Raw genomic sequence first — 23,026 nt, forward strand, 5'->3', positions numbered from 1 at the left:
GCAATAGGCAGTGCAAATGAGTTTTCCCGATCTGGATCGGTTTGACCGGTCGATTCTAAGGATTCTGGCTGAAGACGGGCGCATCTCGGTCGCTGATCTTGCGCGTGAGATCGGGCTGTCGAAATCACCGACACAAGCGCGGCTCAAACGGCTGGAGGCGAGCGGGGTGATCACGGGGTATCGGGCGATGCTGGACCCGATCAGGTTGGGCCTGGATCACGTCGCTTTTGTCGAGGTGCGATTGACCGATACCCGCGAAAAGGCATTGGCCGAGTTCAACGCCGCCGTCCGCAAAACCGCCGAAGTTGAGCAGGCGCACATGATCGCGTCCAACTTCGACTATTTGTTGAAGGTCCGCACCGCCACGATGTCGGAATATCGCCGTGTCCTGGCCGAGAAAATCTCATCCCTGCCGCATGTCGCCAATACTTCGACTTTTGTGGCGATGGAGGCGGTGAAGGAAACAGGGATGCTGGGCGGGTTTGAACATCAGGCTTGACCGGGCGGGATTAAGGCCCACCCTTGTTTGATGATGAGAACACTTGCTGCCACGATTTTCCTGATCGCCTTTGCGCACTCGGCAATTGCCGAGACATGCCCCGCGGCTCCGGATCATACGGAAGGGGTGAACGCGCTGATCAAGCAGGTCCAGAAGGCGCAATCGCAAAACGCTGCGCGTGTCATTTCAGACCAGATGTGGGTGCTTTGGACAGACGCGCCGGATGCCCGGTCGCAAACCCTGCTGGACCGGGGGATGGCACGGCGTGAGGCGTGGGATTTGATGGGGGCTTTGGACGATTTCAACAAGCTTGTCGATTATTGTCCGAACTTTGCCGAAGGTTACAATCAGCGGGCCTTTGTAAATTACCTGAGACAGGATTTTGATGCGGCTTTGCAGGACCTGAACGTCACGATTGAATTGTCGCCAAACCACATCGGCGCGCTCAGCGGACGGGCTTTGTCCCTACTGGGCCTGAAACGCCTTGAGGACGCGCGCGTGGCACTGTCCGAGGCGTTGGAACTCAATCCCTGGCTGTCCGAGCGGGCCTTGTTGGAGCCGGGCGGTCTTCTGGACCCGCCTGGAGAAGATATCTGACATCAGGTCAAGTTTCGTTTCATCAGGCCGCCAGCCCGATGTCTTTTGCTGCGTCATCGCTCCCTTGCGGTAAACAGCCTGAAGGACAACGCGTTTTCAGCGCGACAGTATCCGGCGTTTCTCGGCCATGGCTTCGCGTCGCCGCTGCTCAATTCCAAGTTTGAAAGACTCTTCGACAAAGTCGATGTGGTCGGTTGCGGCTTTTTCGGCCCTCGCCTCGTCGCCGTCGATCACTGCCCGGCCCAGCTCCAGGTGTTGCTGCAACAGCTTTTCGCCGGTCCCGTCAATGGTGCGCAGGAAGTCGCGATTGTAGAACACGCCTTTGCGTGTGAGCTCATAGATCGACGCCATCATGTGGATCAGGGTTGCGTTCTGACTGGCATCGACAATCGCTGAATGCAGCGCAAAGTCCGCCTCTTGCGATGCTTTGGCATCCTGCTCCTGCCATGCACGCTCGTTTTCGTCGAGGATTTCCGAAATCCTCTCTTTGTCCGCCTTGGTTGCGCGGCGTGCGGCGAGGCGGGCGGCAAACCCTTCCTGTTCGCGGCGATATTCCAGATAATCGAAGAATGCAGGCTCGTGGCGTTCATACAACGCAAGAAGCGCAGGCATCATGGCCTGTCCCGTCAGGGCCGCAACAAATGTGCCTTCGCCATGCTGCGTGGTGACCAGACCGCGTTCCTCAAGCACTTGAAGGGCCTCGCGCAGTTTTGGGCGCGATACGCGCAACATCTCGGCCAGGTCGCGTTCCGAAGGCAGTTTCCGGCCCTGTTTCAGGATGCCCGAGGCGATCAGATCCTCGACTTGCGCAACCACCGCCTCGGCCAGCGATTCGTGTCCTACCGGTTCAAATATCGCTGTGGTGTTCATGATGTGCCGCCTTGTTTGTAGCTGGAAATCCGAAGCAACTGGTAAATAAACATAACCATATCTGTGGAAAACTCAAGCTTCTGAGTTTTCCTCCCGTCTCCACAATATCTTGTTGTTTATAAATGGCTTTTAAGCGCAAAACTTGAATTTCACACGCCGTAATGTGGATTTCTAAGGCAATGTTGCGGCCAAAAATCATATTTTCAGTTTTGGTCATTGGTAAACAAAGTTGTTGACTGGTTTGTTGTGGTAAAGTTAGTTTACCACCGGAGAGGCGCTGGAAGAGCCTGCGCCGCTGATCGGAGAAAACCCCGACCAACCCTGGAGGAGATTTCATGAAAAAGACTCTGACGAGCCTGGCCGTGGCGGCCAGCCTGCTGGCCGCACCCGCGGTTGCCGCTGACAAGCTTCTGCTGAAAACACCGATTGCCTTTTCGACCGAACTGCCGGGGCTGGGCTCGCCGATCCCGCGCGTGGCGGATCAGCTGGCTTTGATGTCGGGCGGTACGCTCAAGATGAAAGTGTACGAGCCGGGCAAACTGGTTCCACCCTTCGAGATTCTGGACGCCGTATCCACCGGAAAGATCAACTCGGGCTACACGACTGCCGGTTACTGGGCGGGTAAAATCCCGGCTGCACCGTTGTTCTCGGCCGTGCCCTTTGGCCCCGAAGCAGGCGAATACATGGCCTGGCTCTACTACGGCAACGGCATGACCCTGTATCAGGAAATGTATGATCAGGCCGGTTACAACGTCAAAGTTCTGCCTTGTGCCATCATCGCCCCCGAAACCTCGGGCTGGTTCGCATCCGAAATCAACTCGCCCGAAGACTTGAACGGCCTGAAGATGCGTTTCTTCGGCTTGGGCGGCAAAGTGATGCAGAAACTGGGCGTGGCGACCTCGCTGCTACCGGGTGGTGAAATCTTCCCCGCGCTGGAAAAAGGTGCCATCGACGCGACCGAGTTCTCGATGCCCGCCATCGACGCGCGTCTGGGCTTCCACAAACTGGTCAAGTTCAACTATTTCCCCGGTTGGCACCAGCAGGCAACCGTATTTGAGCTGCTGATCAACAAGGATGTCTGGAACGAGACCAGCGATCAGCACAAGGCGATCATCGAAAACGCCTGCAAAGCCTCGATGGCCGACAGCTTTGCCGAAGGCGAGGCGATCCAGCACGCCGCCCTGATCGACAATGTCGAAAACAACGGTGTCACCATCAAACAGTGGTCGCCCGAGATGCTGGATACCTTCCGCGCGACCTGGGATGAGGTTGCCGCCGAAGAGGCCGCAAATGACGCCTTCTTCGCTCAGGTCCTGGCCGACATGAACGAATTCCGTGACGGCTATAGCCTCTGGAAGACAAACGCCTTCCTCCCGCGTCAGTAATCTCTCCCTTACTGACGTTACCGGGGCGGCCTTATCCGCCGCTCCGGTTCCTACTTTCTGACCTTCGGACTTTCTAACCTTTCCCTGCCCGTGTTCCGGGCTGCTGAGCGAGGAATGACCATGACCACCCAAAACAGCCTCAATGATCCGGTCGAAGCCTATGAGGGCATCCTGGAACACCCCGAAACCGACCGCCAGAAAATTGCGGTGGCCATCGACACTGGCGTAAAGGCGGTCGGTCATGTGGTCATGTGGGCCAATGTCCTGCTGATGGGGGCGATTTTTACACAGGTCTCGTTGCGTTACCTGTTCAGCCAGAACTATCCCAAGCTGGACGAGATCCAGTGGCATTTCTACGGCATCGTCACGATGATCGGTATCTCTTATGCCCTGATCACCGACAGCCATGTACGCGTCGACGTGTTGCATATGCAATTGTCCCGCCGCGCCCAGCGGATCATCGAAGTGATCGGCATCCTGACCCTGTTGACCCCGTTTATCTACCTGATGATCGATCAGGGGTACGACTATTTCTATGAAAGCTTCCGCGTCAACGAACGCTCGGACAGCCCCACCGGCCTGCCTGCGCGCTGGGCTTTCAAGGCGGTCATTCCGATAAGCTTCGTTCTACTGGCCTTGGCGGCGCTTGCGCGTCTGATCCATGACGGTCACGCGCTGCTCTACGGACCGGCCTCGGAACGCGAAGGCGCGCCGCTGCGCCGCATTCTGCTGGTGCTGACCGTATTTGCCGCCGTCTGCGTCGGCCTGACCTTCCTTGTTGAAACGACCGAGGAAAAGCTGGTCATCGCGATGTTCCTGACCTTCATTGCGCTGCTGTTCACCGGCTACCCGGTGGCATGGGTTCTGGCCGGTGTTGGCGTCGCCTATTGCGGTCTGGCTTACCTGTTCGACAATGATCTGATGTTGTGGACAGGGTTGGAGAGCACCTTTACCGGGCTCGACTACCTGACCCTTGGTGCCGTCGTGAACCGTGTCTACGCCACCATGTCCAACGCGGTTCTGGTGGCGCTGCCGATGTTCATCTTCATGGGCCTGATGCTGGACGAATCCGGCGTGGCCGAGCGTCTGATGTCCTCGATGCAACGTCTGTTCGGCACCGTGCGGGGCGGTCTGGCGATCACCGTGACATTGATCGGGATCATCCTTGCGGCCTCGACCGGGATCATCGGTGCCTCGGTGGTGCTGCTGGGTGTACTGTCGCTGCCTTCGATGATGCAGCAGAAGTATCAGCCGACACTGGCGGCGGGCGTTGTTTCTGCCTCCGGCACGCTGGGCATCCTGATCCCGCCGTCGATCATGCTGGTGATCATGGCCGACCAGATGGCCCTGTCGGTGGGTGATCTGTTCATGGCGGCGGTCTTCCCCGGTGTCATCATCGGTGGCCTGTACCTGACCTACATCTTCATCCTTGCGCTGGTGAAGCGCGACGCGGCCCCCTTGCCTGAAGGCGCAACAGCCCCCGACTGGCCTGCCGTCAAGGATGTGTTGATCGCCGTCATCCCGACGCTGCTGCTGATCCTCGCCGTTCTGGGGTCGATCTTTGCCGGTCTGACCACGCCGACCGAAGCCTCGGGCATCGGTGCGCTGGGTGCGACTTTGCTGGCGCTGGGGTATCGCAAGCTGACCTTTGCGAAGCTGTGGAACGTTCTGGTGTCGACCTTCAACACCACCGCCTACATCTTCGCCATCTTCCTGGGCGCGACGGTGTTCTCGTACGTGCTGCGGGAACTCGGCGGAGACGAGTTGATCGAACATGTGGTGCAGTCCACCGGGTTTGGCGCCAACGGGACCATCCTGTTCATCCTGTTCATCGTCTTCTTGCTGGGCTTCGTTCTGGACTGGATCGAGATCACGCTGATCGTGCTGCCCCTGATGCGCCCCATTGTGAACGGGTTGGGCATCGATATCCCCGGCTTTGGTGTTCTGGATGAACCGGCGCTGGTCTGGTTCGTGATTTTGGTCGCGGTGACGCTGCAAACCAGCTTCCTGACGCCGCCCGTGGGTTTCGCCCTGTTCTATCTCAAAGGCGTTTGCCCTCCCGAGATCAAGCTGACGCATATCTACAAGGGCATCATCCCCTTTGTCCTGCTGCAATTGACCGGGCTGGCACTGGTCTTCCTGTGGCCGACCCTTGCGACCTGGCTGCCGTCGGTCGCCTACTAAGGAGTCCCAACGATGCGTCTGAGCCAGTGTCATAACTTCCACGACTTCCGGCGGTTGGCCAAACAACGGCTGCCGGGGCCGATCTTCAACTATATCGACGGGGCCGCCGACGATGAGGTGACGTATCGGCAAAACACCACCGCCTTTGACCGTTGCGACTTGCTGCCCTCGGTGCTGCGCGGGGTGAGCGATGTGGACATGTCCGTCACGGTCATGGGGCAAAAGCTGGACATGCCGGTCTATTGCTCGCCAACTGCCCTGCAGCGCCTGTTCCATCATCAGGGCGAACGTGCGGTCGCGGCGGCGGCTGAGAAATACGGGACCATGTTCGGCGTCTCCTCTCTGGGTACGGTCTCGCTGGAAGAACTGCGGCAAAAGCATAAAAACCCACAGGTCTATCAGTTCTATTTCCACAAGGATCGCGGGCTGAACACCACCATGATGCAGCGCGCCAAAGAGGCGGGCGTCGAAGTGATGATGCTGACCGTCGACAGCATCACCGGCGGCAATCGCGAGCGTGACCTGCGCACGGGTTTCTCGATCCCGTTCCGCCTGACACTGGGCGGGATGATCCAGTTCGCGATCAAGCCGATGTGGGGCATCAACTATGTCACCCACGAGAAATTCCGCCTGCCGCAACTGGAAGAGCACGTGGATATGAGCGGCGGTGCCAGCTCGATCGGTGGCTATTTCACCGACATGCTTGACCCGTCGATGAACTGGGATGACGTGGCCGAAATGGTGCGTGACTGGGACGGTCAGTTTTGCCTCAAAGGCATCATGACCGTCGAGGACGCCAAGCGCGCCGCCGAGATCGGCTGCACCGGTATCATCCTGTCGAACCACGGTGGCCGCCAGTTGGACGGCTCGCGCACGCCATTCGATCAACTGGCCGAGATCGTCGATGCCGTTGGTGACAAGCTTGATGTGATGATGGACAGCGGTATCCAGCGCGGTACTCATGTGCTGAAGGCGCTTTCGATTGGGGCCAAAGCTGTGGGTGTTGGGCGGCACTACCTGTACCCACTGGCAGCCGCAGGGCAGGCGGGGGTCGAGCGCGCCCTTGGCCTGATGCGGGCCGAGATCGAACGCGACATGAAACTGATGGGCGTCACCCGCATTGACCAGCTTAGCCGCGAGAATGTCCGCTTTCGCAACACATAACTTCTTGAGGGCCGCGATATGACCGATGAGGACCTGATCCAAACCTTCCGCTCTGTTGTGGGCTCGCGTCATGTCCTGACCGGCGATCGTGCCACGGAACGGTTTCGCCGCGGGTTCCGCTCGGGCGAGGGAGAGGCGCTCTGCGTGATCCAGCCCGGCAGTCTTTTGGAACAGTGGAAAGTCCTGCAAGCCTGTGTTGCCGCTGACAAGATTGTCATCATGCAGGCGGCCAATACCGGCCTGACCGAAGGGTCCACGCCATCCGGTACCTATGACCGCGACGTGGTTCTGATCAACACCCGCCGGATGGACACCCTTGTGCCATTGAACAGCGGAGAGCAGATCGTCAGCTTCCCGGGTGCCACCCTTTTCGCGCTGGAGAAACTGCTGGCCCCGCTGGGGCGCGAGCCGCATTCGGTGATCGGCTCATCCTGTATCGGCGCGTCGATTGTCGGTGGGGTGTGCAACAATTCCGGCGGGTCGCTGGTCGAGCGCGGGCCGGTTTACACCGAACTCTCGGTCTATGCGCGGATCTCCGAACAGGGCGAACTGGAACTGGTCAACCATCTGGGCATCGATCTGGGCGACACGCCCGAGGAGATCCTTGCCAATCTCGATGCGGGTGATTTCGACCGAAATCCGGCGGCCACGAACAAGCGCGCCTCGGCCAGTGATTATGCGCAGATCGTGCGGGACGTGAACGCGGAAACACCCGCGCGGTTCAACGCAGATAAGGCCAAGCTGTTCGAATCCGCAGGCTCCGCAGGCAAACTGGCCGTGTTCGCAGTGCGCCTCGATACGTTCCGGAAAAACGAGGCTGAAAAGGTGTTTTACATCGGAACGAACAGCCCCGATGATCTGGCTGCTTTGCGCCGTCACATCCTGTCACAGTTCAGATCGCTGCCGGTTTCAGCCGAATACATGCAGCGCGAGGTTTTCGACATCACCGCGAAATACGGCAAGGACACGGTGGTGATGATCGACAAATTGGGCACGGACCGCCTGCCGTTCTTCTTCGCCATGAAGGGAGCAGTAGATGCAAGGCTCCGGCGTATTCCGTTTCTCAACAATTTTACCGACCGTTTCATGCAGATGGTGGCATCGGTGTGGCCCCGAGCTCTGCCCAAACGGATGGTGCAGTTCCGCGACAGGTTTGAGCACCACCTGATCCTGAAGATGAAGGATGACGGTATCGCCGAGGCTGCTGGCTGGCTGCCGGACTTCCTGAAAGACCGTGACGCGGATTTCTTCGAATGCGATGCGCGCGAAGCCAAGATCGCAGGCCTGCACAGGTTCGCCGCTGCCGGGGCCGCCGTTCGTTACATGGCGATCCACGCCAATGAGGTCGAAGACATCATCGCGCTGGACGTCGCGCTGCGTCGCAACGATCAGGACTGGCTGGAACAGCTGCCGCCCGAGATCGATGACCAATTGGTTCACAAACTCTATTACGGTCACTTCATGTGCCACGTGATGCATCAGGACTACATCGTCAAAAAGGGCGCTGATCCAAAGGCGTTGAAGGCGGCGATGCTCAGGCTGTTTGACGAACGGGGCGCGGAATATCCGGCCGAACATAATGTCGGCCACCTCTACAAGGCCAAGCCTGATCTGGCCGCGCATTACACGTGTTGCGACCCGACCAATTCGTTCAACCCGGGGATCGGGAAAATGTCGAAGGCGAAATACTACCAGTGAGCGATCATCGGGCGGAATGCTGGCGTTTGTGAAACGCATCCAGCAGGCTGTTTCCGGTGTCAAAAAACGCGTCCTCTCCGATCAGATCGGTTACGCCGTAGCGATCCAGTTCGGCTTTCACGTCTGGCTCGAGCAGTAAGAACACCAGCCGGACGTCGTTCTCGTGTAAGAATTTGACCATGCTACACAGCGCGTATCCGGCGGTGAAATCGACCTCATCAATGGCCGATGCGTCTATGCAGAACCAATCCGGTTTGATGTCGGAACTTTGAACAATGGACGTTACCTCATCCGTGAACCTCTGCACGTTCGCGTAATACATGCCGTGCGAGAAACGATAGATCACAAGGCCGGACTCGAATTGGTTCGGCGACGCCAGCCCTTTTGAATGCCAGCCCCCGGTTTCGGTTTTGACAATCACCGAGTTCTTCGGGCGGTACCCCCTGCGGGTGTGATCGACCAGAGACAGGACCATTGCGAAAATGATGCCTTGTTCGACGCCGACCAGAACGACCACGGCAGCGGTTGCGGCGGCCACCCAAAACTCGGACCGGGCCTGTTTGTAGATCGTGATCAGGCCGCGCAGGTCGATCAGCTTGAGGCCGATCAGGAACACGATGGCCGACAGGGCCGCGGTGGGCAGATAGGCAAGCGGTTTGGTGAGAAACAGGATCACCAGCAGTACAATCGCAACCGTGGTCAATTGCGCCACCTGACTGCGCCCTCCGGCGCTGGCGACCATCTCGGTCTTGGTGGGACTGCCATTGACCACAAACGTCCCGGTGAAGGCCGCGCCGAAATTGGCAAGACCCAGCCCGATCAGGTCTGTGTTCTCGCTAAATTTCTCGTCATATCGGGCCGCGTAGGCCCGCGAGGTTGCCGCGCTTTGGGCCAGAATGACCACGAAAATCGAAAGGGCGGTTGGCAACAGCTGCTTGAACAGGCCCCAGCTCCATTGCACATCGGGGATCGAGAGCGTGGGCAAACCGCTTGGAACCGTCCCGAGCAAGGCAATATCAAGCGCATCGAAGGAATAGGCCCAGCTGCACAGGATTACCCCGACAATCGCAATCAAAGGTCCGGGGACCTTGCGCGACAGCTTTGCAAAACCGATCACAACGCCAAGCACCGCAACCGAGACCAGCACGGTAGCCCAATGGATGTGGGAGATGTTCAGAAAGACGTCGTTCAGTTTGGCGAGTGTCCCGTGTCCGCCAGATTCGATCCCCAGCATTCCGGGAATTTCACCAGTGGCGACCTGAATGCCGACACCGGTCAGGAAACCGACCAGAACCGTGCGCGACAGGAAATCGGCCAGAAACCCCAGCCCGACGATCCGCGCGCCGATCAGAAGCACGGCTGCCATCAACGCCAGCAGGGATGCCAGGGCCAGATACTCTGACGACCCTGAAACTGCCATGCCAGCCACGGCCGAGGCGGTAATGGCCGCCGTCGCCGAATCGGCCCCGACCACAAGATGCCGCGACGATCCGAACAGCGCGAACAACGCCATCGGAATCAGAATCGTATACAACCCCGTTATGACCGGAGTTCCGGCGATTTTGGTATATCCCATGACTTCGGGTATCGCGAGGCAGGCAAATGTCAGGCCCGCCAGCATTTCCGCCGGAAGATGCGCACGGTCAAAAGGCAGAACGCCCTGCAGCATCGGGAAAGGTGTGCGATTGCGATTTCTGCCCTGTTTTTCCATGGGTTACCTTTCACCCGCGTTCGGCCTGCTGTCCAGCCGTCCATGTCAGCAGACCGCCAGGCCAAAATTTATGCAAGAGTCCACGGGGCAAACAGGTTATCGAAACAGCAATTTTTTATGGGTTTTTCCGAGTTTTTTGCCTGTCTACGGGAATCCCCCAATTTCGCGCGGCGCGGATCGGGGGTAAACATATCTCACCGTACTTACCACACACAAACACACGGTATTTACTTTCCCCGATGAGGGGCTGGTCACACCCCCTCGGCCGGCCCCTCTTAACTTTTGGGGGCATGTGAACGCGCAGATCGTTATCGATGCTGATCCGCGTGCTGGCCTGCCTGAGCGGCGCTATCTTCTGACCAGCTCGGCCACGTGGGTCGGCAGATCCTGCGGCCTGTCAAATGCCATGGTGTGCGGAATCTCCGCCACGGATGTTTTCCGATACCCTTCCGTGAACAACAGAAACGGAATTTTTGCGCGTTGGGCGGTTTCCGCGTCAACTTCGCTGTCACCAACGAACAGGCGTGGGCCGGATGCAGAAAGCGCATCGAAACTGGCGAACAGATGGTTTGGGTCCGGCTTTCGTGTGGACAGGCTGTCGCCGCCAAGCACGGCGTTGAAAAACCGGGACAGGTCCAGTGCCTCAAGCACATGCCGCGCCGGTGCTTCGGGCTTGTTGGTGCAGACACCCAGAACGCATCCCATCTGTTGCAAACTGTCCAACGCCTCGGGGATGCCGGGGTAGGGGATTGTCGTTTCACTGGCTGCTGCATTGTAATGGTTCAGGGTCAACTGCGTCAGCTCCGCATGGCGCTCCAGCGGCAGTTCGCAATGACGGATCATGCGCTCGACCAGTTTTGGAAGGCCATTGCCGACGAATCCCTTGATAACGTCTCGCGACAGTGGATCGTGTCCAACGTCGTCCAGCGTGCGGTTGGCCGCTGCGGTCAGATCGCCCAGACTGTCCACCAGCGTTCCATCCAGATCGAAAACAATTGCTGCGGTCATATTTTCAGGCCTTTCAATGTCTGGCCCCAGACCTAACGTGCTCTGTTTTGAGGCGCAATCTCTTGTGTTAAAACGACACTTGACAATCCTTACTAAAATAATCAGATTAAGCCTCAGGAACAGAAAGCCAGCCCTTTCGGGGTCAGCCAGATCACATGAAACGCGATAGATATGGCACCATGCCGACACGCTCTGGAGATGTCCCGATGAACGTACAGAACCCGACCCCAAACCAAGGTTATGCTGTCTCGATGCTTCCCGCGCACAAGGCCGAGGAGCTGACCAAGGGTGGCAACCTGGCCCATATCGAACTAGGCGACCAACTGTACACACTGCGCATCACTCGCGCAGGTAAGCTGATCCTGACAAAATGAGCGCACAATCGATGCGCGGAGGCGCAGCGGTTGGCCGTCTTTCCGATCTCGATCCTGTCGAAGCAGGTGCCGTGATGTACCTGCGGATGTGGAGCGATGGTGAGGGCGGCCGCGCCGATGCTGCCAGCGATTTTCACATCGCGCTGGGCTCGGATTCCGGGCGCGCCGCGATGCAGACACTGGATCGCCTGTGTTCGCTATGCGCCACACATGGCCGCCGCCCCCTGATCCGGCATGGCCTTGGCTGTGCCTGCCTTGGCGCGGACGAGAATTGTTTTGCCCAAATGATCGCCGCAGCGTCCGAAGGGGCGCGTGAAGATGCGATGATGATGGCGTCTTTGATCGTGCGCCCGGATTTCGCCCCTGCCCTGGCATCCTTGTCCGAAGAGCTGGGTCTGACGCTCCGGCGTATGACCGCAGGCTTCAAGATGCCGAGCACCGGCCACCAGTGCCCCTCGGCCGTCCTTCACTGATCATATGTGCAGAACGGTTAAACCCCGGCCATGCGCCGGGGTTACTTTGTTCAGCAGCACCCGCATCCCGCGTGGTGATGGTCGTGATCGCATACCGGGGCAGGCGTGTAATCGCCTACTTCCGACAACACATCCCGCAGGGCCCACAGGATCATGTCCACATCCTCGGCCTCAATGGTCAGAGGCGGGCGGATTTTCAGGATGTTGTCCTTTGGCCCTTCGCTGCCGATCAGGATGCGATGATCGCGCATCCGGTTTTTGACATAGCTGCAAATTTCGGTGCCTTCGCTGCCGTCGGGGTTGATCAGCTCCACGCCAAGAAACAGCCCCATGCCCCGCACATCGCCAACGCAACCGAAATCGGCTTCGATCTGGCGCAGCCCGGTCATCAGGCGGTCGCCCATCAGGCGGGCATTATCCTGCAGCCCTTCGTCATCGACGATATCCAGCACTTCCTTGCCGATCCGGCAGGACAGGGTCGAGCCACCAAAGGTCGAGAAGAACTCGATCCCGTTGTTGAAACTGTTGGCAATCTCGCGGGTTGTCACCAGCACGCCCAAAGGGTGCCCGTTGCCGATTGGCTTGCCCATCACCACGATATCCGGAAGCGCGCCCTGGTGTTCGAAGCCAAAGTAGTATTCGCCTAGACGCCCCACGCCTGTCTGCACCTCATCGGCGATGCACACACCTCCGGCGGCGCGGATTTTCTCATAAACCGCAGGTAGATAGCCCTTGGGCGGAATGATTTGTCCGCCGACCGAAGGGAAGGTTTCCGCGATGAACCCGGCCACATCTTGCCCTCGGTCCTTCAGGGCTGCGATTGCCGGGTCCACAAGATCGGCAAATCTCTGTGCGCGGTCCGCATCGCCGCGCTTGAACGAACCGCGGTAATCATCCGCAACCTCAACCAGCTCAACCCAGTCGGCCTTACCGATGCCACCGGGTTTGTTGAACTTGTAGGCCGAGATCGCCACCGCCGCGTTCGTGTTCCCGTGATAGCCATGATCCGGCGTCACGATCCCCTTCGCCCCGGTATGGGCGCGGGCCAACCGCAGGGCCAGCTCGTTGGCTTCGGTCCCGGAATTGACGAAAAAACAAACGTCGAAATGATCCGGCAGCTTTGACAGGACCTTGTCGGCAAAAGCCGTCTGGGCCGGATGAAGATAACGGGTGTTCGAGTTCATCCGCTTCAGCTGATCCGCTACCACGGCCTGAATGCGCGGATGCGCATGACCGACATGAGGGACGTTGTTATAGGCATCCAGATAGGGGCGGCCCCATTCGTCGAACAGGTGATGCTTCCAGCCACGCACCAGCATGACAGGGTCGTCATAGGTCAGCGATAGATTGCCGCCAAAGTGATCGCGGCGCCCCTGCAGGATCGCCTGCTTGTCGGTGGGTTCATAGAATACCTTGTCATCCGGCAGGTTCAGCAAGGCCGCCGGGTTCGGGCAGACCGCGTGCCACAGCTCCATCTCATCCGGATCGCCGACACCGGGCCAATCCGCTTCCATGCCATCGGTGGTAAGTGCCAGCTGGAAATGCACATGCGGGTCCCATCCGCCATTCTGGCTGGCATCGCCCAACCGGGCAAACGCCGCCCCCTGTGCCACCGGATCGCCGGGTTTCAGCCGCTCACAGCATTCGGGGTCCAGATGACCGTAGAGCGTATAGAACGGATCACCTTCGGGTGTTTCATGGTGCAGGATGATCACCCCACCATAGTCGAGGTGCTGGTCGCGGTTCTCGACCACTTCAACCCGCCCACTCATTGGCGCATGCAGCACCGTCCCGGCAGGCGCAAACACATCCACCGCCAGATGCACCGTCCGCCGGTCCGAGGCTTTCCACGGCCCTTTCCGGAACCCCGGCTCGGCATAGATCAGGCGGGGCTCGTTGTAATAGCCCAGCCACATTCCCTCGCCATATTCCTCGCCAACACGTGCCGCTTCGGCCAAAGGCATGTGGAACGGGTTCTGGGGCCAGACGCAGTTTTCGACCGAGAGCGAGCCCATGGGCACATCGCTCAGATCCTGACCGAACATGTCGGCAAAATGACCCCGATGATCCCGCAAATACGCGTGAATACGTTCGGCCCCATCGACCACCGGCAAGCCGCAAGCCGCCCGCAACCGCGCCGGCACCAGCCCGCCATTGACCCAAGTGTTCTCGAGGAACCGCCAAGCAGGCGCTTGCGAGATGGTTACATAAGGATCATCCGGGTTCTCGGCTGCCATCAAGGTCGAGTTGACGACGGATACCGCCAATCGCATCCGCAGCAACGGCCAGATCAGATCAACCTCACGCGCGCATAGTCGGTTGGCCGCGTGATAGCCTTTTACCAGCGCAGCCAGTGCCCGTTCCGGTTTGGGGTGGTCCAACACGACATACGCTCCGGCAATCGCCAGATCGCAGACACGCGGAGCGGCACACATGTCGCCCAGATCAATCAGGCCCGAAATCCGCCGCCGCTCGCTCAATTCGCCTTCGACAAGAATGTTGTAGTCGTTGGCGTCATTGTGGATGGCCTGTTTCGGCAGCTCCGAGAGGGTGCTCGAGATTGCAGCAAATCCTTCACAGATTTCCGTCAGCACTGCCCGCTGCGCGGGGTCAGAGATTGCGTTCAATTTGTCCGCAATCCAGCCCGCCTGCATCAGGTCCCATTTGAAACCGGCCCGGTGCAACCCTTCATGCTCAAACCCTTCCAGGGCCCGATCTGTTGCCCCTAGTACACGCCCCAGTTTCAGGATCAGGTCTTCGGATTTTGGCGCGGCCTTCGCGTAACACTGCCCCGGCAGGCACTCCAGCAACCAAACCAGCCTGCGCTGCCCCTCAGGATCAACGATCTCAGGCAGTAGTGCACCATTCAAATCGGGGAACACCTTTGGAAACGGCAGCCCCGGCGCTTCCGAGGCGATATGCGCCAACGTCTGAATTTGCAGATCGACCAGACCCGCATCGCAGCCCGCCCGCATGACTTTCAGAACATAATCCTGACCATTGGTGGCCTGCACCAGAAAGTTCAGGTCATATTCACCATCCAGCCGTGTCAATCGGGCGTCCAGCCCCCAATGCTGACGCAGAACATCTGCCCAGAACTTCACCAATTCGTTCATGTCGTTCTCCGTCCCGGCCCACCCGGGATCCTCTTCATCTGGCCAAAAATATCCTCGGGGGTGAATTGGCCCAACGGGCCAAGAGGGGGCAGACAGCCCCCTGACTGCCTAGTCCAGGGCGCGCAGCCGTTTGAACAACGAGGATGTATCCCACCGACCGCCTCCAAGTTTCTGCACATCCTTGTAAAACTGGTCGACCAGCGCCGTCACGGGCAGCGAGGCACCGTTGACATTGGCTTCGTCCATACAGATACCCAGATCCTTGCGCATCCAATCCACGGCAAACCCGTGGTCGAAATGATCGTCCAGCATCGCGTCATGCCGGTTCACCATCTGCCAGCTTCCGGCCGCGCCCTGGCTGATCACCTCAACCACGGATCGCCCGTCCAACCCCGCTTTCTCGGCAAAGTGCAGCGCCTCGCTGAGGGCCTGAACCAAACCGGCAATCGCGATCTGGTTACACATCTTGGTCAATTGGCCCGCGCCGCTGTCGCCAATGCGACGGCAAATCTTGGAATAGACCTCCATCAGCGGTTCGGCCGCTTCATACGCCGCTTGATCTCCGCCGCACATGATGGACAGAACCCCGTTTTCAGCCCCGGCCTGACCGCCCGAGATCGGGGCGTCGACAAAGGCGATCCCCTGCGCGGCACCGGCCTCATAAAGCTCGCGTGTGACATCCGCCGAAACCGTGGTGTGATCGACAAAGATAGCCCCGTCAGACATGCCCTGAAACGCGCCATCCTCGCCCGAGCAAACCATGCGCAGATCATCGTCATTGCCGACGCAGGCCATGACAAACTCTGCGCCCACAACGGCGTCTTTCGGAGTGGTCGCCATGGCCCCGCCATGCTGCGCCACCCAGGCTTCGGCCTTGGCGGCGGTGCGGTTGTAGACGGTGACGTCATGACCTGCGGCCTTCAGATGTCCGGCCATGGGATAGCCCATGACACCAAGGCCAAGGAACGCGACTTTTGCCATTTTGTGATCCTCTCCGCTGTTCGGTCGGCGCTAGCGATACGGGCCTGACCGAATTCTCTGGCGAAGACAAAGCAAAGCTGCGCCCAAAGGGCAACCCCAAGTCAGCCTTTCCCGCCCAGATCCCGCAGGATAGGGCAATCGGGCCGGTCATCTCCGGCGCAGGCGTCGATCAGATGGCCGAGCGTATCGCGCATGGCATTCAAGTCTGCGATCTTGGCCTCGATCTGCGCCAGATGGTCCCGCGCGACCTGCTTCACATCGGCGCTGGCGCGGGTTTCATCCTCGTAAAGGGCCAGCAAGGTGCGGCAATCTTCGATGGTGAACCCAAGCGCACGGGCGCGGCCCAGAAAATTCAACTTGTGTACATCCTGATCGCGAAACCGGCGATAGCCGTTGTCGTCGCGCAGCGGTTTGATCAGGTTGATATCCTCATAATACCGGATCGTCTTGGCGGGCAGGCCGGTGCGGTTGGATACATCTCCGATATTCATGCGTGCACCTCTTTCGTTTCTGCGCCCGGGTTTTCCGGCAAGCTGGCCCGCACACGGCGCAGGCGCAGTGCGTTCGAGACCACGAAGACGCTCGACAATGCCATCGCACCTGCCGCCAAAGCCGGGGACAGCAGATGGCCGCCAAACGGGTAGAGGGCACCAGCAGCGACCGGGATCAAAAGCACGTTATAGCCGAACGCCCATCCCAGATTCTGGCGGATGTTCCGCATTGTCCGACGGCTGATCTCGTTCGCATTCGCGACCCCGCGCAGATCGCCGGACATCAGCACGACGTCGGCTGTCTCGATGGCCACATCCGTGCCCGTACCGATGGCGATGCCGATATCCGCCGAGGCCAAAGCGGGGGCATCGTTGATCCCGTCGCCGACGAAAGCCAGCGTTCCGAACTGGTCCCGCAAAGCCGTGATCGCATCCACCTTGCCATCGGGCAGCACCTCGGCGGTGACGTGATCGATCCCAAGCCGATCGGCCAAAGCCTGCGCCGTCCGCGCGTTGTCTCCGGAGATCATGGCCAAGGTCAGCCCCATCTGGTGCAGCCGTTCCAGCGCCTCTTCCGTGCCGGGTTTTATCGGATCTGACACGGATAGCGTCGCCGCAGCCTGCCCATCGAAAGCAACGAACAACGGCGTTGCCCCTTCAGCGGCGCGGGCGTCTGCCTCGTCCGCCAAGGTTCCAAGATCAATCCCACGTTGCTGCATCAGCCTGTGCGATCCAATCAGCACCTCCCGGCCTTCAACCATCCCTTGCAGCCCAAGCCCGGTAAGCGACCGAACGTCCGACGCCTCTGGCAGCGTCGCGGGCCCAGCTCGGGTGATGGCCGACGCAATCGGGTGCTCTGACCGCGCCTCAAGCGCAGCGGCGAGCCGCACAACCTCATCCCTGTCAAACCCGTTTGCCGTCGTCACGCTGTCCAGTTCGGGACGGCCGAGTGTCAGAGTCCCAGTCTTGTCCATCGCAATTACGCGCGCCTGTTGAAGCTGCTGCAAGGCATCGCCTTTGCGGAACAAAACCCCCAGTTCTGCCGCCCTCCCGGTGCCCACCATGATCGAGGTGGGCGTGGCCAACCCCATGGCACATGGGCAGGCAATGATCAGCACCGAAACACCGGCCACAAGCGCCAGAGGCAGGGCAGGGCTGGGGCCAAAGATCAGCCAGATTGCGACGGTTATGACAGCAACGGCGATAACGGCAGGGACAAAACGATAGGTGATCCGGTCCACCAGACCCTGAATCGGCAGCTTTGCGCCTTGCGCCTGCTGCACCATGCGAATGACCTGCGCCAGCACCGTATCGCCACCGACGCGTGTGGCACGCACCCGCAAGGCGCCGGTACCATTCACGGTGCCTCCGACAACAGGTGCTCCCGGAGATTTGCCCACCGGCACCGGTTCACCCGTGATCATGCTTTCATCGACGTAGGATGTCCCCTCAAGCACTTCGGCATCCACCGGTACCCGTTCGCCGGGGCGGATGTGCAGGATGGCTCCGACAGTGATCTCGGCAATCGGCCGGTCCTGTATCTGACCGTCAACTTCGACCCGTGCGGTTTTCGGCTGCAGGCCAACCAGCTTCCGGATCGCTGCCCCGGTTTTGCCTTTGGCGCGCGCTTCCATCAACCGGCCTAGAAGGATCAGAACTACGATCACCGCTGCGGCCTCGTAATAGACATTGGCCGTACCTTGCGGCAGCACACCGGGGGCGAATGTGGCCGTCACCGAATACAGATAGGCCGCCCCGGTCCCCAGCGCGACCAGCGCGTTCATGTCGGGTGTTCCCTGCAACATCGACGGGATGCCTTTGCGGTAAAACACGCGCCCCGGCCCAAACAGCAGGGCCGACGTCAGAGCAAACTGAATCAACTGGCTGGTCTGCACACCGATGGTTGCGTGCACCCAGTGGTGGAAGGCGGGGATCATGTGCCCGCCCATCTCAAGAACAAACACGGGCAGGGCGAGAACGGCAGCCAGTATTGTGGAACGGGTCAGTGTTCGACTCTCGGCGTCTTCGCGGTTTTCGGGTTCGGAAACGTCCTGAAGAAGCGCCGGGTAGCCAATGCCGGTAATCACCTGAGCCAGCGTTTCTGGTGTTGTTGCACCTGTCGCGTAAGTCACTGTGGCAGTCCGAGTCGCCAGATTGACCTGAGCGTCGACCACACCGGGGTTGGACGTCAACGCGCGTTCGATCTTGGCCACGCAGGAGGCACAGCTCATGCCGTCGATGCTCAGATCTGCCCGGCTGGTTTCGGCCGGATAACCTGCCGCCTCCAGTGCTGTTGTCAGGGCTGAAACCGGCCCGTCAAACGTCACCTGTGCCGTCTTGGTCGCGAAATTGACCGAGGCCGCGTCAACCCCCGGCACATCACGCAAAGCCGCCTCAACACGACCCACGCAGGATGCGCAACCCATGCCGGTTATTTTCAGTTCTGTACGTGCCTCTTGCGCCATGCGACTCGTCCCGAAGGTTGTCTTGTCCTCCAGATGAGGGTTCCAGTGACGGGAAGGTCAAGGGTCTATGGCAAATTTTCTATTGTCCGGAGCTACGCATATTGCGCTCCATCATGCGTTGATAGAGGCTTGGGGACAGACGGTTGAGCCACCATGACAAGCGCGCCACGCGCCCGACTGGAATCATGGGCTGTGATTTGTCCAGCCCGCGCAGGATCGTTTCAGCAGCGGCCTCGGGGCTCATCTCGTCCATCCCGTCTTTCGCCGATCCAGGCCGCGCGGTGCCATCGGCTTGCTCTTGCGCGTTGCCGGGATTGGTGGCGACAAAAGACGGCGCAGCAATCTGGACCTTTACGCCATGAGGCTTTTCTTCGGAGCGGAGCGATTTGAAGAACCCTTCCAGCGCGTGTTTCGAGGCGGCATAGGCCGTGCGATGATAGAGCGGCGCGAACCCGGCAACGGATGAGATGGCCAGATGCGTCCCCTTCGAGGCCCGGACCGGTTGCAAAAACGCGCGGGCCATTTCGACGGCTGCAAAATAGTTGATGTCGAACACCGTTCGGTGACTGGCGGCGTCAGACTGATCAAACCCCCGAATTTGCGTGACCCCGGCGTTGTAGATCACCAGATCTATACTGTCGCTCGAAGTGATCGCCTTTTGAGTTGCGCCAGCAAGCTGCTTGGGATCTGTCAGATCACAGGCGATTGGCAGTTGGTTCGGCCCCGAGTCCAGCCCCGAAACATCAAGGTCCAGCAACACGACCCGCCAACCGCGGGCTTGCAGAGCGCGGCTCAGGGCCTGCCCCAGCCCACCCGCTCCACCGGATATGACGGCGGTTTTCATAGCCTGGCCTGCTTTTGCCAAAGCGCGAACACCTCGGCGCTGGTTTTTTCGGGTGTATAACCGAATCCGGACTTCAGCGCGGCGTTATCCAGAACCGGCCGATATTGCAGAAACCGTACCTGTTCCGGCCCATAGCGGGACAGGCCCAGCGGGCGCGCCACGGCCAATGCCGCTTTCAGCGCCCAGACGGGCAGGCGCAGAACCGGCTTGTCCATAGCTTGGGCCAGATCGGTCACGCCCATCGCGCCGTCTCCGGCGACGTTGTAGATGCCCTGCGGCCCGTCGGTTGCTGCGCGCCGCAGAATGCGGACCAGATCCTGCGTCCAGATAAAGACAAAAGGGCTTTCGCTGCCGGTCACCGCCAGCAGGCGCGGCTTGTGAAACAGGGCGGTGATCTGGTTTTCTGTTCCAGCCCCCAGAACTGTTCCCACGCGCAGAACGATCTGTTCAAGATCAGGGGCAGCGCTGCGGGCCTCGGCCAGTATCTCTTCAACCTGTCTCTTGTGATCGGAATAGGGGAACTCGGGGTTGCCGCGCAGCGGATCACCTTCGCGCAAGGGCACCGGGTTATCCGCGTGATACCCATAGGCCGCCCCCGAGGATGTGACCACCAGCCGACGCACGCCGTTGGCGATGGCCGCGTTCACCACCTTGTGCGTACCTTCGACATCAACCGCATAAGCCGCGGCGCGCCCCATCCTGGGCGGAGGCGTCACGACAGAGGCCAGATGAATGATCACATCCGGCTTTACCTTGGTGATCACCCGGGCAGGGGCATCGCTTGTCACGTCCATGGGCAGATAGGCGATGTGTTCCGGCAGGGTCTCCGGGCGTTTGAGGTCAGTGGCAAAGACCTCATGCCCCTCAAGTTCGGGCAAAAGCGCTTGCCCGACCATTCCGGCGGCTCCCGTGATCAGGATACGGCTCATCGCGCGGCCTCGGTTCGGGCCATGACCGACGCGAGGGCAAGCCCCGAGATCGCGTGCCAGATGCCCCAGAACGCGGCAACCACGGCCATGCCGCCCAGCCCGTGGAAGAAGGCGAAGATCAAGACCAGTCCAAGCCCTGAATTCTGGATGCCGGTTTCAATGGTGATCGCGCGGCGATCGAAGGGGGACAGCCGGGTCAGAGTGGCCACGACCCAACCGCCCCCCAGCGCCAGGGCGTTGTGAAGGATCACAAGCCCGGCAACGGCCCCGGCAAAGCTGAGGAAGAACCCCCAGTTGGCGGCCAGGGCAAGCAAGATGAAGGCTGCAAAGATACCCATCGACAGATATTGCAGCGGCGCGCGCAGACGGGCGGTCAGGGCGGGCCGCCGCTGGTTCAGCGTGATGCCCAGAACCAGTGGCAGGATCAGCATCAGACCGACGAGAATGGCGATTTGCACCGGATCGATCTGGGTTTGCTGCAGGATCGCGCGGGTCGGCGAATATAACCCGCCCCAAAGCGCAATGTTAAAAGGGGTCATAAAGATCGCACCGATGGTGGCGAATGCGGTCATCGACACCGACAGTGCCGCATTGCCGCCCGCGCGATGCGTGATGAAGTTCGAAATGTTGCCACCCGGACAAGCCGCCACAAGGATCAGTCCAAGCGCAATCGACGGGCGAGGTTCCGCGACCCACACGAGCGCAAATGTCAACGCAGGCAGGACCAAGAATTGAGACATCAGCCCGACAATCACCGGCTTCGGCGCGCGTCTCAGACGATCGAAATCCCGAGGCGTCAGGTCTATCGCGATCGAGAACATCACAATCGCCAGAATGGCGTTCAACAGCGTCATGGACGCGGGGCTGAAATTCAACGTGATCTCGTCGATACCATTCATGCGGCGGCTTTCCGCAGCCGATCTATCCAGCCGGTGACGGCTTTTCTGTAGGTGGCCTTGTCGACGTAATAAGCCATGCGAGGCAGATCGATATAGTTCATGCCTCCGGTGGCGCGCGTGTAGTCTTTTTGTTTTTCGGTTTTCAGATCGGCCGCCACCGGGCAGCCATTCTGAAGTCCCTTGATATAGCGCGCCACCATCTCGGCCTGCTCATGCCTCCCCTGCCAGCCCAGACCCGTGGCCTCGACCATGCCCAGCACAAACAGATCGTCTCGTTCAGGGTGTATGGTGTTCAGGTATAAATGCGGGGCATCGCCCTGCCAGTTCAGCAGGTCCTTGTCGATAAACGGATAGTGCAGCTTGTATCCGGTCGCGGCGAGGACCATGTCATAGTCTTCGCTGGTGCCGTCCTTGAAGTGAACGGTATGGCCCTCCAACCGGTCAATGTCGGGGCGAATGCGCAGATCACCATGGCCCGCGTGATACAGGACCAGCGAATTCACCACCGGATGACTTTCGTACAGCTGATAATCGGGCTTGGGAAAGCCGTATTTTTGGGGATTGCCGACAAACCAGCTGAGGATCAGGCTGTCCACTTTGCGCTTCAGCCACATGGGCAGGCGGATCTTGCCGCCCATCGTGTCGGCAGGTTTGCCAAAGACATATTTCGGGACGAAGTAATAGCCGCGCCGCATCGACAGGTCGCAGCGCTTTGCGTGATGGATCGCGTCCACCGCGATGTCGCAGCCGGAATTGCCCGCGCCCACGACCAACACGCGCTTGCCGTCGAACTGGCTGGGATACCGATATTGCGAGGCATGGATCAACTCGCCGTCAAACGTTCCGGGAAAGCTGGGCTTGTTCGGTTCCGACAGGGTGCCGTTTGCAATCAGAACACCGGCGAAGTCAGCCTGATGGTCGCCCTCTGCATCGCGCCAAGCGACACGCCAGCCATCACCCGGTTCGCCCAGTGGCGTGATCTGAGTGACCTCCGCATTGAACCGGTAATTCTCGCGCAGCCCGAAACGATCCGCAAAGGCACGGAAATAGTCGCGCATTGCCCGGTGCGAGGGGTATTCGGCCACCGCCTCATCCATCGGGAAGTCTTCGAACTCGGTCATGCGCTTGGACGAGATCAGGTGCGCCGTCTCATACATGGTTGATCTGGGGGCATCGATGTCCCACAGACCGCCCACATCCGAATGCAGCTCGAACCCCTGAAAGGCGATGCCCTGTTCCTTCAGCACCTTGGCCGCGGCCAAACCCATCGGCCCCGCCCCGATCAGGGCGAATGCGTCGCGCGTCTCGTCCATGAACCCTCCCAAAGCTCGTGAGGCT

The 23,026-nt window shown here is 59.8% G+C and carries 20 protein-coding genes; 8 read left to right on the forward strand and 12 right to left on the reverse strand.

Annotated features, from left to right (window positions below; genetic code table 11):
• Positions 1-16: 16 nt before the first annotated feature.
• Entirely contained in the window at positions 17-499 is a 483-nt protein-coding gene (locus ACR0LF_RS13630) for an Lrp/AsnC family transcriptional regulator (RefSeq protein WP_480578876.1), read from the forward strand.
• A 30-nt stretch (positions 500-529) separates the two neighbouring features.
• Entirely contained in the window at positions 530-1,096 is a 567-nt protein-coding gene (locus ACR0LF_RS13635; protein ID WP_480627498.1) for a tetratricopeptide repeat protein, read from the forward strand.
• Positions 1,097-1,192: 96 nt separating this feature from the next.
• Here the strand turns inward: ACR0LF_RS13635 and ACR0LF_RS13640 are convergent, their stop codons facing one another.
• The gene (locus ACR0LF_RS13640; protein ID WP_480578882.1) at positions 1,193-1,966 is read right to left on the reverse strand and encodes a FadR/GntR family transcriptional regulator; all 774 of its coding nucleotides are present in this window, start codon (positions 1,964-1,966) and stop codon (positions 1,193-1,195) included.
• Positions 1,944-2,303 carry a hypothetical protein gene (locus ACR0LF_RS13645; protein ID WP_480578884.1) on the reverse strand — a complete coding sequence of 120 codons (360 nt, stop codon included), beginning with the start codon at positions 2,301-2,303 and terminating at the stop codon, positions 1,944-1,946. Before ACR0LF_RS13645 ends, ACR0LF_RS13640 begins: the two co-directional genes overlap by 23 nt.
• Between ACR0LF_RS13645 and ACR0LF_RS13650 the strand changes: the two genes are divergently transcribed.
• The 4 genes from ACR0LF_RS13650 to dld all read left to right on the forward strand — a co-directional run bounded on the left by ACR0LF_RS13650 (position 2,302) and on the right by dld (position 8,397).
• Positions 2,302-3,351, forward strand: coding sequence for a TRAP transporter substrate-binding protein (locus ACR0LF_RS13650; RefSeq protein ID WP_480578887.1), 1,050 nt, complete (start codon positions 2,302-2,304; stop codon positions 3,349-3,351). The two genes, ACR0LF_RS13645 and ACR0LF_RS13650, sit on opposite strands and share 2 nt — an antisense overlap.
• A 120-nt stretch (positions 3,352-3,471) precedes the next feature.
• A complete protein-coding gene (locus ACR0LF_RS13655; RefSeq protein ID WP_480578890.1) occupies positions 3,472-5,535 on the forward strand; it encodes a TRAP transporter large permease subunit in 2,064 nt (687 codons plus the stop codon).
• A gap of 12 nt (positions 5,536-5,547) precedes the next feature.
• Positions 5,548-6,699 carry an alpha-hydroxy acid oxidase gene (locus tag ACR0LF_RS13660; protein WP_480578893.1) on the forward strand — a complete coding sequence of 384 codons (1,152 nt, stop codon included), beginning with the start codon at positions 5,548-5,550 and terminating at the stop codon, positions 6,697-6,699.
• 18 nt (positions 6,700-6,717) lie between these two features.
• A complete protein-coding gene (dld, locus tag ACR0LF_RS13665) occupies positions 6,718-8,397 on the forward strand; it encodes a D-lactate dehydrogenase (RefSeq protein WP_480578896.1) in 1,680 nt (559 codons plus the stop codon).
• Between the two features lie 4 nt (positions 8,398-8,401).
• On the opposite strand, the gene ACR0LF_RS13670 is transcribed toward dld, so the two are convergent.
• Together ACR0LF_RS13670 and gph are read right to left on the reverse strand one after the other, a co-directional pair.
• Positions 8,402-10,108 carry a SulP family inorganic anion transporter gene (locus ACR0LF_RS13670; RefSeq protein WP_480578898.1) on the reverse strand — a complete coding sequence of 569 codons (1,707 nt, stop codon included), beginning with the start codon at positions 10,106-10,108 and terminating at the stop codon, positions 8,402-8,404.
• 348 nt (positions 10,109-10,456) lie between these two features.
• Positions 10,457-11,116, reverse strand: coding sequence for a phosphoglycolate phosphatase (gene gph, locus ACR0LF_RS13675; RefSeq protein ID WP_480578901.1), 660 nt, complete (start codon positions 11,114-11,116; stop codon positions 10,457-10,459).
• A gap of 206 nt (positions 11,117-11,322) precedes the next feature.
• On the opposite strand from gph, the gene hemP reads away from it, so the two are divergent.
• Both hemP and ACR0LF_RS13685 read left to right on the forward strand, forming a co-directional pair.
• Complete coding sequence (gene hemP / locus ACR0LF_RS13680; RefSeq protein WP_480579187.1) at positions 11,323-11,490, forward strand: hemin uptake protein HemP; 168 nt, start codon at positions 11,323-11,325, stop codon at positions 11,488-11,490.
• Entirely contained in the window at positions 11,487-11,963 is a 477-nt protein-coding gene (locus tag ACR0LF_RS13685) for a hypothetical protein (RefSeq protein WP_480578904.1), read from the forward strand. The genes hemP and ACR0LF_RS13685 overlap by 4 nt, the downstream gene beginning before the upstream one ends.
• A 50-nt stretch (positions 11,964-12,013) precedes the next feature.
• On the opposite strand, the gene ACR0LF_RS13690 is transcribed toward ACR0LF_RS13685, so the two are convergent.
• The 8 genes from ACR0LF_RS13690 to ACR0LF_RS13725 form a co-directional block, all read right to left on the reverse strand.
• Positions 12,014-15,079, reverse strand: coding sequence for an aminotransferase class III-fold pyridoxal phosphate-dependent enzyme (locus ACR0LF_RS13690; protein WP_480578906.1), 3,066 nt, complete (start codon positions 15,077-15,079; stop codon positions 12,014-12,016).
• 108 nt (positions 15,080-15,187) lie between these two features.
• Positions 15,188-16,060: an NAD(P)-dependent oxidoreductase gene (locus ACR0LF_RS13695; RefSeq protein ID WP_480578909.1), complete on the reverse strand. Its 873-nt coding sequence runs from the start codon at positions 16,058-16,060 to the stop codon at positions 15,188-15,190.
• 101 nt (positions 16,061-16,161) lie between these two features.
• Positions 16,162-16,551 carry a Cu(I)-responsive transcriptional regulator gene (gene cueR, locus ACR0LF_RS13700; RefSeq protein WP_480578912.1) on the reverse strand — a complete coding sequence of 130 codons (390 nt, stop codon included), beginning with the start codon at positions 16,549-16,551 and terminating at the stop codon, positions 16,162-16,164.
• Complete coding sequence (locus ACR0LF_RS13705) at positions 16,548-19,016, reverse strand: heavy metal translocating P-type ATPase (RefSeq protein ID WP_480578915.1); 2,469 nt, start codon at positions 19,014-19,016, stop codon at positions 16,548-16,550. Before ACR0LF_RS13705 ends, cueR begins: the two co-directional genes overlap by 4 nt.
• 79 nt (positions 19,017-19,095) lie before the next feature.
• Positions 19,096-19,860, reverse strand: coding sequence for an SDR family NAD(P)-dependent oxidoreductase (locus tag ACR0LF_RS13710; RefSeq protein ID WP_480578917.1), 765 nt, complete (start codon positions 19,858-19,860; stop codon positions 19,096-19,098).
• Positions 19,857-20,789 carry an SDR family oxidoreductase gene (locus tag ACR0LF_RS13715; RefSeq protein ID WP_480578920.1) on the reverse strand — a complete coding sequence of 311 codons (933 nt, stop codon included), beginning with the start codon at positions 20,787-20,789 and terminating at the stop codon, positions 19,857-19,859. The genes ACR0LF_RS13710 and ACR0LF_RS13715 overlap by 4 nt, the downstream gene beginning before the upstream one ends.
• Positions 20,786-21,688, reverse strand: a complete 903-nt coding sequence (locus tag ACR0LF_RS13720; protein WP_480578922.1) for a bile acid:sodium symporter family protein — start codon at positions 21,686-21,688, stop codon at positions 20,786-20,788. Before ACR0LF_RS13720 ends, ACR0LF_RS13715 begins: the two co-directional genes overlap by 4 nt.
• Positions 21,685-23,001 (reverse strand): flavin-containing monooxygenase, encoded by a 1,317-nt coding sequence (locus tag ACR0LF_RS13725; RefSeq protein WP_480578923.1) that lies wholly within the window; start codon positions 22,999-23,001, stop codon positions 21,685-21,687. The genes ACR0LF_RS13720 and ACR0LF_RS13725 overlap by 4 nt, the downstream gene beginning before the upstream one ends.
• Between the last annotated feature and the right edge of the window lie 25 nt (positions 23,002-23,026).

It is taken from the genome of Ruegeria sp. E8 (genome assembly GCF_056533985.1).